Source organism: Vibrio sp. 704 (assembly GCF_033339295.1).
The window spans coordinates 177,330-191,375 of record NZ_JAWOUH010000002.1 but is presented as its reverse complement, the minus strand read 5'-3'; the positions used below and the strand labels follow the sequence as shown (position 1 = coordinate 191,375).

At 41.9% G+C, this 14,046-nt stretch carries 13 protein-coding genes; 4 read left to right on the top strand and 9 right to left on the bottom strand.

What is annotated here, in order from left to right; genetic code table 11:
* Positions 1 to 4: 4 nt before the first annotated feature.
* The 5 genes from R7R24_RS04805 to R7R24_RS04785 form a co-directional block, all read right to left on the bottom strand.
* Positions 5 to 1,198, bottom strand: a complete 1,194-nt coding sequence (locus tag R7R24_RS04805; RefSeq protein WP_005374861.1) for a lipase family protein — start codon at positions 1,196 to 1,198, stop codon at positions 5 to 7.
* Complete coding sequence (locus R7R24_RS04800) at positions 1,198 to 1,671, bottom strand: DUF6795 domain-containing protein (protein WP_224721284.1); 474 nt, start codon at positions 1,669 to 1,671, stop codon at positions 1,198 to 1,200. Before R7R24_RS04800 ends, R7R24_RS04805 begins: the two co-directional genes overlap by 1 nt.
* 403 nt (positions 1,672 to 2,074) lie before the next feature.
* A complete protein-coding gene (locus R7R24_RS04795; protein ID WP_054579387.1) occupies positions 2,075 to 3,379 on the bottom strand; it encodes a dicarboxylate/amino acid:cation symporter in 1,305 nt (434 codons plus the stop codon).
* 389 nt (positions 3,380 to 3,768) lie between these two features.
* Positions 3,769 to 5,034, bottom strand: coding sequence for a DUF1835 domain-containing protein (locus R7R24_RS04790; protein ID WP_054579386.1), 1,266 nt, complete (start codon positions 5,032 to 5,034; stop codon positions 3,769 to 3,771).
* A 280-nt stretch (positions 5,035 to 5,314) separates the two neighbouring features.
* A complete protein-coding gene (locus R7R24_RS04785) occupies positions 5,315 to 6,205 on the bottom strand; it encodes a LysR family transcriptional regulator (protein WP_318119452.1) in 891 nt (296 codons plus the stop codon).
* A 109-nt stretch (positions 6,206 to 6,314) separates the two neighbouring features.
* On the opposite strand from R7R24_RS04785, the gene R7R24_RS04780 reads away from it, so the two are divergent.
* On the top strand, positions 6,315 to 6,623 hold the full coding sequence (locus R7R24_RS04780) for a monooxygenase (protein WP_054579384.1): 309 nt from the start codon (positions 6,315 to 6,317) through the stop codon (positions 6,621 to 6,623).
* 7 nt (positions 6,624 to 6,630) lie between these two features.
* Positions 6,631 to 7,002 (top strand): hypothetical protein, encoded by a 372-nt coding sequence (locus R7R24_RS04775; RefSeq protein ID WP_054579383.1) that lies wholly within the window; start codon positions 6,631 to 6,633, stop codon positions 7,000 to 7,002.
* Positions 7,003 to 7,067: 65 nt separating this feature from the next.
* On the opposite strand, the gene R7R24_RS04770 is transcribed toward R7R24_RS04775, so the two are convergent.
* From R7R24_RS04770 to R7R24_RS04760, 3 genes are all read right to left on the bottom strand, one after another.
* Positions 7,068 to 9,236 (bottom strand): polysaccharide biosynthesis tyrosine autokinase, encoded by a 2,169-nt coding sequence (locus tag R7R24_RS04770; protein WP_213883463.1) that lies wholly within the window; start codon positions 9,234 to 9,236, stop codon positions 7,068 to 7,070.
* A gap of 51 nt (positions 9,237 to 9,287) precedes the next feature.
* Positions 9,288 to 9,728, bottom strand: a complete 441-nt coding sequence (locus R7R24_RS04765; RefSeq protein WP_017820138.1) for a phosphotyrosine protein phosphatase — start codon at positions 9,726 to 9,728, stop codon at positions 9,288 to 9,290.
* Between the two features lie 129 nt (positions 9,729 to 9,857).
* Entirely contained in the window at positions 9,858 to 10,976 is a 1,119-nt protein-coding gene (locus tag R7R24_RS04760; protein WP_017820139.1) for a polysaccharide export protein, read from the bottom strand.
* Positions 10,977 to 11,434: 458 nt separating this feature from the next.
* Between R7R24_RS04760 and R7R24_RS04755 the strand changes: the two genes are divergently transcribed.
* Positions 11,435 to 12,328 carry a hypothetical protein gene (locus R7R24_RS04755; protein WP_213883461.1) on the top strand — a complete coding sequence of 298 codons (894 nt, stop codon included), beginning with the start codon at positions 11,435 to 11,437 and terminating at the stop codon, positions 12,326 to 12,328.
* 69 nt (positions 12,329 to 12,397) lie between these two features.
* On the opposite strand, the gene nfsA is transcribed toward R7R24_RS04755, so the two are convergent.
* Positions 12,398 to 13,120, bottom strand: coding sequence for an oxygen-insensitive NADPH nitroreductase (gene nfsA, locus R7R24_RS04750; RefSeq protein WP_053307959.1), 723 nt, complete (start codon positions 13,118 to 13,120; stop codon positions 12,398 to 12,400).
* Between the two features lie 195 nt (positions 13,121 to 13,315).
* Between nfsA and R7R24_RS04745 the strand changes: the two genes are divergently transcribed.
* A complete protein-coding gene (locus R7R24_RS04745) occupies positions 13,316 to 13,957 on the top strand; it encodes a MarC family protein (RefSeq protein WP_005374889.1) in 642 nt (213 codons plus the stop codon).
* Positions 13,958 to 14,046: the final 89 nt, after the last annotated feature.

Below are 14,046 nucleotides of genomic sequence, written 5' to 3'. Positions count from 1 at the left end.
AAGTTTATTTTACAGCACTAATAGCCATTTGTGCTGCTCGATAAAGTTTTCCAAATACCATAAGAAAAACGTTTCTAATAAACTTTGCAGACATATCTTCAATTGCTGTTACTGGTTTTCCAATAAACACCAGCATATGGCCTAACAGCCCTTTGACTTGTGATTCTCTTACTTTAGAAGCTTTAGCTACTTTTTCTATATTTCTGGCGAGTATATCATAAAATGTCATTCCAGTAGATACTGTGGCTTGGGCTGCTATTGCAGCAAACAAGCCAGTATCTTTTAATAAGGTTATTAATGCTGCTTGAATTCTTTCTGACCAATATTCTGTAAATGATGCTTGGTTTCTGTGCTCAAACTTAAATCTAGTAGGTGTATACAAGTACTTGTTAGATCTGACTTTTATTGCTCCCCACGTTTCGGAGTTAGCATTATCTAAATACCCTAAGCTTGTTTCGCTAGACATACTATGAGCATTTAAATTAAAGCCAGTACTAGCGTCTAAGCGGTACTCATCGCCATTATGTGGAGCATGAATAAATGGCCAGACAGGTACTTTAGGCACAGGATCTGCGCCGTGAGTACAGCGGTATACTTTGTCGTTGCTTTTACTAGATTTACGGGAATATTGTTCTAAACCAACTCTAGGTGCGCCAAAAGTATATAAATTCACTCTTAATGAATATTCTTCTCTCAGCCAATCAGAACATAATGAAGCCAGAGCTCCTCCTAAGCTATGCCCAACACAATGAATACGGTTAGGTAAATTTTGGCATTGCTGTAAATATTGTTTTATGCTTGGTTTGATACTTGAAAATGAATTAATAAATCCAGCATGAGCGATAGAGCCATTTGGAGAGCCTTTAAGGCCGACATTTAGGTTGGTTACCCAATCATTGGCGTTTTGCGTCCCTCTAATGGAAATTACTAAATCTCCCTTATATTTTCCTTTCCCAATACCAATTACCGCAAATGCTTCAGATGTTCTCATTACACCAGGTACCACTTTTCTAAACAATGGTATACGATCTAATCCTGTGATGCCTCCAGTTCGGCCACTAAAAACATCTTGCTGCGAAAATGCAAAGTGTTTTTCAAAACCTCCTTCTCCCCTAAACGCTAGTCTCCCTTGTCCCTGGTATACTCCATACGGTATGTTCGCGATCTCTGATGCAAGTTTTGGTGTTAAAGACGGCATTATGTATCCTCCGTAAACTCTGTTTTATATAAAAATCCATTTAAATTGCAGTTGCTAATAACCATTAGATCTCGAGCACTTTCTAGATTGATATTTTTGAAAAAATATCGGAATTCTTTATTTTTAAGCTCACAGTAAAGGTTATTTAAGTTATCTTTTATAAATATAGGCGGTGAAACGTAGCTTAACTGAGACTCCCAAATGTACTTCTTTTCTTCATTTATATAGGTATATATTCCGATATATGAATATGTTTGATTCAAAGCTGATTCTTTAAACCTTTGAGAATGTATGACTGTCTTAAAGTGAAATTCACCTAACTCATTAGTAATTGAACTCCTTTTGTAAGCATTCTTTAAAAAATTAGCTTCTAAGTAAACGGTTAAATTTTTTAGAGGTCTTTGATCAAGAACTAAAGTACCTTTTATCTCTGGGCTTAATGTATATTTAAATTTCTTAAAAAAATCGAACATACTTTCGTTGAAACCTAATGCAAGTATTGGAAATGAGAATATGAATAAAAAAAGACTATTTTTAAACATGAAATTATGATGTATGTATCTTAGTACCAACTTAATTATCAGACTACTATCTATCGCGATTTGGTTTTGAACTTTAATTTGATAATGGAATTTGTATCTCTATATGATGAAAATGTCCCTTATATCATTTTCAAAGTGATAAACATAGGCGAGTTATCTTAACCCTCTAGATGAACTAATATAGAATCTAACTACTGACCTATTAGTAATTGAAACAACCTCGGGGGACGAGAATTTTATCTAAACCTTTTTGATTTCGGGTTAATTGGAAATAAAAAACCACCTTAGAGTAAGGTGGTTTTTGCTTAGACAGGATAATTTAACTTGGAAGTATTTAAGCTTCCGCGCGCTTCAGATGCACTTCTTCTTCGGCTACGCCTGCCATTGGGTCGTTGAAGCGAGCTTCATCCAATGCACCTTCTGATTTCGCAACGATGACGGTCACAGCACTATCACCAGTGATATTTACCGCGGTACGAATCATATCAAGAAGACGGTCAACACCCATGATAAGTGCAATACCCTCTAGAGGCAGGCCTACTTGGTTCAATACCATTGCCAACATTACTAGACCCACACCAGGAACACCTGCGGTACCGATAGACGCCAGAGTTGCCGTCATGATAACCATTAGGTAATCGCCCATAGTTAAATCAATATTGAAAGCTTGAGCAATAAACGCAGTTGCTACGCCTTGCATGATCGCCGTACCGTCCATGTTCACGGTTGCACCAAGTGGTACAGTGAACGATGATACACGGTTCTCAACACCCATGCGGTGCTTTGCTGTTTCCATTGTCACTGGAATCGTCGCGTTCGATGATGCTGTAGAAAAAGCAAACATGATCGCGTCTTCCATCTTGCGTAGGAACGTAATTGGGTTTAGACCAGTGAAACCTTTTAACATCAAGCTGTAAGTGACTAGACCGTGTAGGACAAGCGTACCAGCCAGTACTAAGAAGTACTCTGCCAGATTGACGATCGCGCCCAGACCAAGACCAGTGAATAGCTTCGCCATTAAGAAGAACACCCCATAAGGCGCCAAGTTCATCAAAATCGCGACCAGCTTCATGATCACTTCATTCAGATCAGAGAAGAATGCTGCGATACGCTCGCCTGGCTTACCTGCTGCACTGATCGCGATACCAAATAGTACCGCGAACACAATAACTTGCAGAGTTTTACCTTCTGCCATTGCGCTGATTGGGTTGGTCGGGAACATATCGATGATCACCTGACCTAAAGATGGCGCTTCGGCTGATTGGAATGAACTTGCTGCGGTTAGGTCTGCACCAGCACCCGGCTGGAATAGCGTACCCATGGTTAGAGCAAGTGTGATTGCGATAGCGGTCGTTGCTACGTAGAAAGCAAGGGTTTTACCACCCATGCGACCCAATGTAGATAGGTCTTTTAGAGAGCTGGTACCACAAACTAGCGAAACAAATACTAGCGGTACAACAAGCATTTTTAAGCTGGCAACGAAGATCTGTCCACCAACTTCGAATAATCCATTAACAATGTATGCGTCGACAAATCCGTTGTCGGCAAAAAGTGTGCGAATTGCAAATCCTGTCAAGATACCCGCTACCATACCCAAAATTACGCGGCTGGTGAGCGACATCGGTTTCTTGGTATTCATGAGAACACTCCTTATAGTTATGCACCTTGAGTTCACTTCAAGGCGGCGTGCAGATTAGCAGCGGAGTGCGAAAATACGAAAGAATAATCCTCTGAATGGTCGATAGATGTGAACTTTATCACTAATAAAAATGGGATTTTAACCAAATATTAACGAATTGGCCGGATGAAAAGTTTGTATTTTAACACTTTTATCGAATATACAACCGATAACAAAGAGGATTTACAATATATTCCAATAAGAGATAGAGTGCATACTCTCTTTGAGTGGATGCATTTCTGCATAACTATTTAAGTTATATTCAGGCTAGCGGTCGCTTCTTTAGCGATACTTTAGTATTGAGTGTTCATCAGAGCCAACGAACCCTTTATGCTTTCATATTTGTCAACTCAATGATGGTTGGCAAGTGTAGTTAGTTGGAGGTGATCCCAGCTCCAATAACTTTGACTAGTATTTTTAATCCCTCCAACCCAATAGCATTGTTTCGCTCGTATTAAGCCTTCCAAACACTGCTTGCCAGCCTCAGTGATACGGACGCTTTGTTCCCACCAGTGCCTTTCACGTGACTCAATCGTGATCAAAGGTGTTTGACACTGTGCTAGAGGGAGGAGTAACGCGTAAAACATCACGTCTCCTAGGTAAGGAAGAGGTTCTAGTTGTTGATATTGCTCAAACCAATCTTTGATGGGAATTGAACGATTTTGCGAGCTCAAAACCTTTAGTGCGAGGTGTTGTGTCAAGCTCAATCCAGTTTGTGAATTAGGTAACTCTTGCAAATGGCGTTTAAGCACGTTGAATATATTGGGCAAGCAATCCAGGTTATGCTGCTGAATCAAATTAACTATGGAAATAGGTGTCGGTGATGTAATAGCGTGCCAACACCGTTTAGCCTGACTGAATAATTTTGCTGTCACAGGTTTACGGTATCGCCAACAAGAACGAATAGCTTCTTCAGGCAACTGCCCAAAGCCGATGAATCGTTCAGTGCCCGGGAACTGGTTCAACTCAATGACCTCTATCACTTTATTCTCTACATTCTCTAACTGTGTTAGAGCACGAATTAGCATCAATTGATCATAACTGTCATGTTCGACCCAAAAGACGATTCGTTCAAATACATCACTTTGCAACAGATCGAGGTTTGATTGTTCCAATGTGACTATATCTTGAACCGAGTCTTCACGCTTCATCACAGGCAGCAGAGTCTCTACGACATATTGGGCACGAATGGCAAGGAAGTTCTGTGGTGTTGCTGGTATGGGGCCAATACAAAGCGGATCGATCAGGGCTAAAAATGCCCCTTCAAATCCGCTGGCTTTAAGTTGTTGTTGAATGTCGTGGCCACAACGAACGTGTAGCGTTTTTACTTTTGCATCTAGGGGCGGTTTTTGTTCTTTGATGGCTAGTTTGTGCGCTTCTAGCTCTTCGACATGAACTTTTAGTTTACTCCAACTGGATAAGCCCAGTTCTCTTGCGAGTGCATGTTGAACGTCAGCCAATTGAATTGTATTGGGAGCCAAAGATTCTGGTTTGGAGTGAAATCGCTTAACTAACTCCAACGTGGCGTCATCGTATAGGCGGATAGCTTTGAGCCTTTTTTTAGCAATGGATTTTTGCTGATTGATATTGATCGAGAAGCTATTTGTAGAGTTCATATTTCACCTTTCTTATTTCTTCCACACTCGCCTATATAGAAGCTAAAAAGAAGGTAAAAACAGATTGTGCCTGCTAAACCAAGCAGGTGAGGATATTGCCGTGAACCGAGTTCTTTCCGCGAGTGTTGGGTGCTTTAGGCATGAGCAGAGTGATAGTAGGTGGTCGCTATCCTTCGTGCAACCTTTTGTGAGAGTGTAGCGTCACAAAATGGCCGTTTCTCTATATTTAGGGAGAATCAATAGGCGATAACACTAGCGATTCAACTCAATACCACTGTTGCTAGACTCGAGTTTCTACACTTTTGAGTAAAGTACGATAAAGCGCTTGAGTCGCAGGACCACTTTTGGCTCCTTTGGGTAAAGTGAGGTGCAGCGCAACTTGATATTGATGGGAGTGTTCGATCTCCAATACTTTAATTTTATCGCTCTTGCGGGCTGCGACTAAGTGCGCTGGTAGCCGACAAAATCCAACGCCTTGCTCTACGGCGTGAAAAGCGTGGTCGAAGTTATCGACGGTAATACGCTGACGTGCGCGTAACCAACCCACATCTCTTTTCGTTTTGTCTGAATCACCTAAGTCACGGATGACAATTTGGCTGGTGGTTGCAAAATCGTCGATGGAAACATGCGGCTTTTTAGCGAGTGGATGGTGTGCTGCGATTACAGGCAGCATGGTTGTTACGCCAAATGCTTCGGCAGGGTAGTTGGTTATCGGTAAGTTGATGATTGCGATGTCAGCGAGCTCATTTACGACCATTTCGGTTGTTTTGCTCAGTGACGTTTCAACCACTTGAACGGAGGTCGTGTTGTTGTCCTCCAAAAATTGACTGAGTGGTGCATAAAGCCAATAAGGGTCACAAAGATGATCTATTGCGACCGTGATTTGAGATTCCACCCCACTTTTTAACTGCTCGCTGATGACTTCTAGTTCCCGCGCTTGTTCAAGCATGGATTGTGCACGACGCAGTATGGTTTTGCCGTGCTCTGTCAAACCCGCTTTGCGCCCTCGTACTTCGATAAGTTGAATACCAAGTTGGTCTTCTAACTTCCTCACCGAGTAGATCAATGTGGTATGGCTCTTGTTGAGCAGTAAAGCTGCGGATTGAATGCTGCCTTCTTGATTAATCGCTTGTAGCGTTTGCCATTGTTCTAAGGTCGTTTTTAGTCTCATGAGTCAATTTTTTAGACAGTTAATGGCGAAATTATGAACTTTTCTGTCAGTTTTATAAAGGTAATAATCTTGTCATCGAAAACGAGTCAATAAGAAGAGGAGACTCAAGATGGCGAAATTATTGCAAGTTGATTTTGAATTTCATGGTCCGTTTGGTGACGAGATGTCGAATGCTCTGGTCGACTTAGCTAAGTCGATTAACCAAGAGCCGGGCATGATTTGGAAAATCTGGACGGAAAGCGAAAAAGACAAACTCGGTGGTGGTATCTATCTTTTTGAAGATGAAGCCACGGCGCAAGCTTATCTCGAAATGCATGCCGCACGCTTACGAAAAATGGGCGTAGTCGAAGTACGAGGTCAAATTCTCGATATCAATGTGCCGTTAACTACGCTCAATCAAGGGCCTATTAGAGGATAAGGAGATGATGACCAACCGCACTTTTCTAACCGCTCATGGTGTCGTATATACGGTATTCGCTTTTGCGTTGTTTTTTGTACCAACCATAATGTGGCCGATCTATGGAGTACAAATTAACGACCAGTACGCGCTGTTTTTATCGCAGCATACTTCGATCTTTTTAGGTGGAATCGCTGCGGTGAGTTTGATGTTACGTAATGTGGAATCAGGGCATACTGCGAAACAGCTGTTTAAAGCATTATTGATTACTAATGGCTTAGGGGCAGTGATTACTACCTATGCCGGCATTATCGGAGTATTTGTCGGTTTTGGTTGGAGTGACCCAATATTCTTTGTCTTGCTTAGTTTGATTACGTACAAGCAATTAAGAGTGCAATAGAAAAAGCCCTGCTGTTTCTAGCAGGGCTTTGTCATATTTGGTTTAATTAGCGATCTAAATTCAAGTTATGATTCGCTTTTGTACGCGTAGTTATAGTAGCCGTATCCATAGCCGTATGAGTTAGATGCTTTTTTCTCAACTGCATTGAGAATCACACCTTTAACTTCAACGCCTGATTGCTCGAAGCGACCTTGCGCGACTTCAATCTCCTTCAAAGTCGTTTGATCAAAACGAGCGACCATCAGAGTTGTTCCTGCAAGCGCGCCAACAATGCTTGGGTCGGTAACTGCGAGTACAGGCGGTGTATCGATGATGACTAGATCGTATTGTGCAGACATCTCGTCAACAAAGCTCTTGAAGCGAGGGTGCATAAGAAGTTCTGACGGATTTGGTGGTACTTGGCCGCGAGTCACAACATCTAAATTATCAATGGATGTCGATTTAATGATGTTGCTAAGGGATGTCTTACCGCTCAAGTAATCAGAAAGACCGTTGTCCCAACGTAGACCGAAGCATTGCTGCAAATAACCTTTACGCATATCCGCATCAATAAGCAGCACTTTCTGACCGGTTTTCGCAGCGACGGCCGCAAAGTTGGTCGATACAAATGTTTTGCCGATAGATGGTGCAGGACCTGAAATCATAAGAACGTTATTCTTCGCTTCCATCATTGCAAAGTGCAAGCTAGTGCGAAGACTACGTAGAGCCTCAATGGAAAGATCGGCTGGGTTAGCTTCCGCTAGAAGGACTAGCTCATTGTTGCTGCCTTTGTTGCGCTTAAGCTTGTTTGCAAATTCCAGTTGTTGAATAGATTTTGGAACGCTTGCGTAAACTGGCATGCCAATTTGTTCAATTTGATCTGGTGTTTCCACACCACGGTGGAATGCTGCACGAATTAATACGAAAGCCACGCCTGCCATACCGCCAAGCAGTGTTGCTAGCACAACGATAAGCGCTTTTTTCGGCTTAATTGGCTTAGAGAAAGATTGAGCGCTATCTAAGATTCGAACGTTGCCAACTGTTCCGGCTTTAATAATGTTGAGCTCTTGAACCTTGTTCAATAGTTGGATGTAGATTTGTTGGTTTACTTCTACATCGCGTGTCATACGTAGAACTTCACGCTGTGTTTTCGGTAACTTTTGAACTTGTTTATTAAGACGTTCTTTCTCTTTTAATAGTGTTTCACGTTTATCAAGTAGCGACTTATAAGCTGGGTGATCCTGTGTGAAGCGTTGGCTGATCTCACTTTCTTTGAATGTAAGCTCATTTAGCTGTGCTTCTAACTCAACCATTACTTTCAGCGTTGACTGAGCTTCAAGGCCTAAGTCGATAGATTCATTTTCTTGACGGAACCGATTTAAAACGTCTTCAGAAGCGGTCAGTTTTGTTTTGATGTCTGGGAGGTGACCTTTCAAGAACTCGAGGCTTTGCTCTGCCTCTGCAGAATTTCTTTGAACGTTTTGTAAGAAGTAGTTTTGGCTAATGTCGTTCAAGATATCTTGAATCTTAGCTCGGTCTTCACCAGAGAAGCTTAAAGATATAATCCCGGTTTGCTTACCACGTTCGCTAATCGATAAGTTTTCTTGAAGTTTATTAATTGCATCTAATTTACTGATTTTGCTGACCGTGAATGAGTCACCAGTTTGAGCCACAAGTTCAGTCGCCAAAAACTGGTATCCATTCTTCTCAAGCAGTTCACCAACTTTACCTTCTAAAATGACGTTATTGTCATCTTCTAAGAGCCTGAACATCTGTTTTTCAGAATCAATAACTTCAAGAGTTAAAGGAACGCCAACTGCGTAAGAAGGAGCATTAAATCGTGAAACGCTCAGACTGATTTGCTCACCTTGTAGTCGAGCTAGGCCTTTACCAATAATTGGCATGTAGTTTGGAGAAACGACAGTCGTTAAGTTGAACTTATCAACAGTACCGCCCAAGATCATACGAGATTTGATGATCTCTATTTCTGTTGTCGCTGATGATTCTGCTGAAAACAGCTCTCCCATATCACCAACCATCGCTGAAATACCACCTGAACTCTTACTTTCGATTTGGATAAGAGCGTCAGCTTTATAGATAGGTGTTGATAGAATGGCAACGCCGACGCCTATAATTGAAAATAGGACTACGGTACATAGAATGAGCCATTTGGCATCGAGAATGATCCCAAATAACTTTCCCAAATCGATCTCATCGTCGGCTTGACGTGATTGCTTAATAGTTTGTGTTGTCATTACTTTAACTTCTTAAATACCTTGCCATTGGCGTTTATTTAGCCTTGCGGCTTATAGTTTTTGAGACCACGCTTTTGCTGCTTTTTCTATAAGCGTATATGCATGTTCGAAAGCTTCTCTACTTTGTCTGTATGGATCAGGGATGTTTTGTTCATTTATCCACTGTCCAAACAGCATCGTTTTACCTCGTGCCTCAGGAGCGATTTTGGTTAAGGCTTCTAAATGACCTTTTTCCATAACCAATATCAGATCGTATTGAGCGCAAAGCTCAGGTGTTAATTGTCGTGCTTCGTGTCCATCTAAGCTTACGCCATGTTCGTTCGCGATAGTGGTTGCCATCTCGTCAGCAGCTTTTCCCGTTAGATGGCTCTTATCTACTGCGATTCCTGCTGATGCGACATGTTTGTTTGGTAGTAAAGACTGCAAAAGCCGCTCTCCTGTTGGAGAGCGGCAAATATTACCGACACAGACGACAAGAATATTAGAAAACAAATGCTTACCCTACTTTAAGTTGTATGCTTATGATCTCAACTGAATTGCTGGCTTCTTTATATTGCGCAATTGAGCTGAGTAGCTATCGATTACGTGCCGCAAGAGATAATTTTCTTGCGGCACGTTGTTTTACGGCCAAGTGCGTACTCGTAGTACACCTTCGGTTAGTTCATTAAAGCCGGAAATGGTTGGAACGAGCTGAGCAATCACACGATTCCAACGACTAACAGGTGCAGCCGTCACATAGACTATGTCGTAAGGGTTGAGATCAAACTCAGTACCAATCACCAAAGCAGAAGCGTCAGAAACATCTAGCTGATAAATGTCCGCCATTTTAGCTTCTTCTTTTGAACGTCTGATGACAAACACACCGGTAGCATCTGCGGAGATTTCACTGATACCACCAACGCTGCTAAGAGCCTCAGTAAGGCTCATGCCGCTACGATCAATTTTGAGTAATTTCGGATCGTTAACCTCGCCCATAACAAATACTTTTTGCGCATCGTTTCGAGGAATATGAACAATATCACCAGGCTTTAGAAGGCGGTTTTGAGTTAAATCGCCTTGTTGCATCAGAGCATACAAAGAGACGTTTTCAACAACGCCATTGCGTGTCAGTGTCGCATTACGCCAATCAGCCTCGGCAGCCAGTCCGCCAGCTCTATTCACAGCATCTAGAAGTGTAAGGGGGATGTTTGTAATTGGTTGTTGTCCTGGCTTGTTAACTTCGCCAGTTACATAAGTCTTTTTAGAGCGAAATGCCGCAACGCTTACATCGACCTGTGGGCTCTCAATGTATTTTGCAAGGCGGCTTGCAATGTCTGCACGAATCTGACGTACGTTTTTGCCTTCAACATGTACGACACCTATGTAAGGGTAGAAGATCGTGCCATCCGAATGCACCCAGTTACCCGCTTCGGCTGAGCTTCGGTATGAGCCCGCTGGGATCGTTAGCTCTGGGTGATCCCAAATAGTGATATTTAGGATATCGCCAGGTCCTACTTCGTATTCATATTTTGCGATTTCAATATCTAACTCTGGGTTTGGTTTTGAAAAAGGGTCCACTGAATTTAAAGACGTTACGCGCTCCAAAGTTAAGGGATAAACGGTAACCTGAGACTCTATATCACTCGATTCAGTGCTCATGACTGTTTTGTCACTGACCGAAAGGTGGCTACCAGGCAAAGTACACCCTGTAAGAAGGATAGGAAGTACTGATATCCCCAAAAATTTATTAAATGTGTTCATTGGTTTATAACTACCGAAAGAAAGTTTGCCGACTGAAATTGATTCATTCTAATTGAACTGCATTTCATCAATATTGATGATTTACTGCAGTTTTAAGCCTTTAGAAAGCGAGTCCATTCAGAATTATTTGTGTAATAAACACTCCAAATGGCTGCTAGCGACTTAGAGCTCTTAGTTTCATTAATGAAGGTGTGAAAATCCGACCCACAAAAAATAGTCAACTATTATCCATCTGGTTGCAATAAAGGCAACAAGTTACTTGAAAAAATACTGACGAATACATGACAAAATTGTGTCTATTTAACGTTATTGAGATGAATGCATGATTTTGCACAAGCAAACAGGCAAGAATGTGAAAAAACTCATGCCAAAGTTGTATGCATCCTATTTACACTATATGCAACTGCCGTTATGCTTCCTGTTGCGGTCGGATATAACAACAAATATTGGAGCTAATTTTGAAAATCAAACTTTTAACGGCAAGTGTGGCAGCAGTCCTACTAGCAGGTTGTGGTAGTGACAGCGATCCTGAGGTAAAAAGATACTCAGTTCAGGCTTATGACCCAGCTGTTATCGGCATGAAAGTTCAAGCAGTATGTGGTGGTGAGACATACGACGCTATTGAAAATACAACAAACTATGAAGGTATGGTTGGTAAAGCGCGTTTTGAAAATATCAACGTTGTAAATGCGCCAGGTGATTGTGCTTTCGTATTAACGCACACAGAAGATAGTAAAGACGCGTCAAATGGTAAACCTATTACATCTGACTACAAAATCCCTCAAGGCCTAGCCCAGACGGATTCATTGGTAACAGGCTCTCCATTTACGACTTTGGTTGCTAACTCTTTAAAAGATGGTGAAGTATACTCTTCTGATATCGCTGAAAAAGTATTCGAGAATTTGGGTATCGATATCAATGCAAGTGGTAAAACAGTTGACGAAATCCTTCGTGAAACAGAATCTGTAGTAGCAGGACTTGGTAGTGAGGGTGGTAACAGCGCACTTGCTACTCAGCTAGTTGCAACAGCAAACGTTGTATCAGATATCATCAAAGCGAACCCAACAGCTTCGCCTGAAGCTGTAGCTGTTGCTGCAAAAGCAATAACAGAAGATGTAATCGCGGCGAACCCAAATTATCCTGAGAATGATTCGGGTGATGTTATCTACGTAACGATTCCAGCTGAAGATACTCAGAAAGTTGTTGCTGATGTACAAGAGGCTATTGATAACGACACTCCACTAGAAGATATCGAACCTGAAGTACCACAAATCCCAGATGCGGAAGTCGGTGAGCCAATTGAACCTGAAGATCCACCGGGTCCAGGCACTGGCGCGACAGGCGGTAACTAAGCAAGTTTTTGCTGATAAATTCTAAAGGCCTCTTCAGAGGCCTTTTTTGATCCTATCGTATTGTAGTCATCACCTTTTAGTGAGCCCTTTTCTGTTTAAGTAAGGCAGGATGTGCGGACGTGATTCGCCAGCCAGTTTACTGGTGACTTCTTGCGACCAAGTACTCTGTTTTTGATTGCTCGAACGGTTTGCATAGTAGTTTTGCATGGTTTGGTCATACGTCTGAATATCATCCAAGTTTAGGTCTTGATACTGATTCTCATGCACCACGACATGCTTAGGTAGGCGAGGTTTTACTTCAGGGGCTTGATCTGGATGACCAAGACACATACCAAATAAAATGGCGGTATTTTTAGGTAAACCTAATAATTCGTCTACTTTTGGGGCATTGTTTCGTAAACCACCAATATACACGCCTCCTAGTCCCATCGACTCCGCCGCAAGCAAGCAATTTTGTGCCATGATCCCCGAGTCTACAGCGCCTATTAGCGTTAACTCGGTAAAATCAGCTTGAACATCTGGGTTGATACTGGCATGGCGCTGGTAATCAATACAAAACACCAAAAACTCAGCCGCGCTTTCAACGTACCCTTGATTTCCGGCATATTGAGCTAATAGTGTACGTTTTTCTTTGTCGGTCACGCGGATAATTGAAACGACTTGCAACATGCTTGATGAGGACGCCGCAAGGCCGGCTTGAAGAATGGCATCTAATTGTTCGCTCTCAATCGGTTGTGAGGTGAATTTTCGAATTGAGCGGTGATTGAGAATTGTTTGAATCGTGCTGTTCATGGTGACTTAACATCCCCTGTTACGTGTAAAGGCTGAAGACTCACCTTAGCGACATTTGATGAGTCGGTAAACTATCTCAAAAGAAAAACAATGCTTGGCGCATAAGTGTGAAGGCGAATCGAGAATACACCACTCGTTCTGTTTGAGAGCGTATATACTGTTTTTAGAATCAATAATTTAAATGCAGTGGAAAATATGAAAGAACTCATTGTTCATACAGTTACGGTGTTTATGGGCTTCTTTGCCATCATGAACCCTATCGCCAATATTCCCATCTTTTTGAGTTTAACTGCTGATGAAGATAAAGAAACCATCCGTTCCATTGCGCTTCGCTCGGTTTTTATTGCATTTATTATCATCGCGATATTTTCTATTGCCGGTAAGTTAATTTTTGATTTGTTTGGTATCACGCTTTATGCATTGCGAATAACAGGCGGTATTTTGGTGTTTTTGATAGGTTTTAACATGCTTCAAGGTGATTCGACGCATCAGAAAACCAAAGAGAAGGCGTATTCACCAGCTCAGCAACGGGCGGCATTGAGTATTGCTGTGTCTCCACTGGCGATGCCAATATTAGCTGGGCCTGGAACGATTGCTACCGCGATGAACTTTGCGACAGCGGGTGGTTTCGATCAAACCATTATTACTATCGTCTCTTTCGCTGTCCTGTGTGTGATCACCTATGTACTGTTTTTATTTGGAGACAAATTGGTCAAAGCGGTTGGACCAAGTGCTCTAAATGTTGTGACTAAAATGATGGGCTTAATTCTAGCGGTTATTGGTACTCAAATGTTCATTGATGGCGCGGGCGAAGCCTATAAAACGGTTTTCTCCTAGATTTCTCTTAGACCTTGCCACCTTGGTTAAGCCCGCAATTACATTTCTAACGGGTACGGATTTTTTGAACTTTAGTTTTCATTTTCTAA

What these genes read in the sequence shown, in the direction of transcription:
- R7R24_RS04780 (WP_054579384.1), top strand. Translation starts at nt 6,315, where the DNA reads ATGGCGAAATTATTGCAAGTTGATTTTGAATTTCATGGTCCGTTTGGT.
- nfsA (WP_053307959.1), bottom strand. Translation starts at nt 13,120, where the DNA reads ATGAACAGCACGATTCAAACAATTCTCAATCACCGCTCAATTCGAAAA.
- R7R24_RS04760 (WP_017820139.1), bottom strand. Translation starts at nt 10,976, where the DNA reads ATGAACACATTTAATAAATTTTTGGGGATATCAGTACTTCCTATCCTT.
- R7R24_RS04790 (WP_054579386.1), bottom strand. Translation starts at nt 5,034, where the DNA reads ATGAACTCTACAAATAGCTTCTCGATCAATATCAATCAGCAAAAATCC.
- R7R24_RS04745 (WP_005374889.1), top strand. Translation starts at nt 13,316, where the DNA reads ATGAAAGAACTCATTGTTCATACAGTTACGGTGTTTATGGGCTTCTTT.
- R7R24_RS04775 (WP_054579383.1), top strand. Translation starts at nt 6,631, where the DNA reads ATGACCAACCGCACTTTTCTAACCGCTCATGGTGTCGTATATACGGTA.
- R7R24_RS04770 (WP_213883463.1), bottom strand. Translation starts at nt 9,236, where the DNA reads ATGACAACACAAACTATTAAGCAATCACGTCAAGCCGACGATGAGATC.
- R7R24_RS04800 (WP_224721284.1), bottom strand. Translation starts at nt 1,671, where the DNA reads ATGTTCGATTTTTTTAAGAAATTTAAATATACATTAAGCCCAGAGATA.
- R7R24_RS04795 (WP_054579387.1), bottom strand. Translation starts at nt 3,379, where the DNA reads ATGAATACCAAGAAACCGATGTCGCTCACCAGCCGCGTAATTTTGGGT.
- R7R24_RS04805 (WP_005374861.1), bottom strand. Translation starts at nt 1,198, where the DNA reads ATGCCGTCTTTAACACCAAAACTTGCATCAGAGATCGCGAACATACCG.
- R7R24_RS04785 (WP_318119452.1), bottom strand. Translation starts at nt 6,205, where the DNA reads ATGAGACTAAAAACGACCTTAGAACAATGGCAAACGCTACAAGCGATT.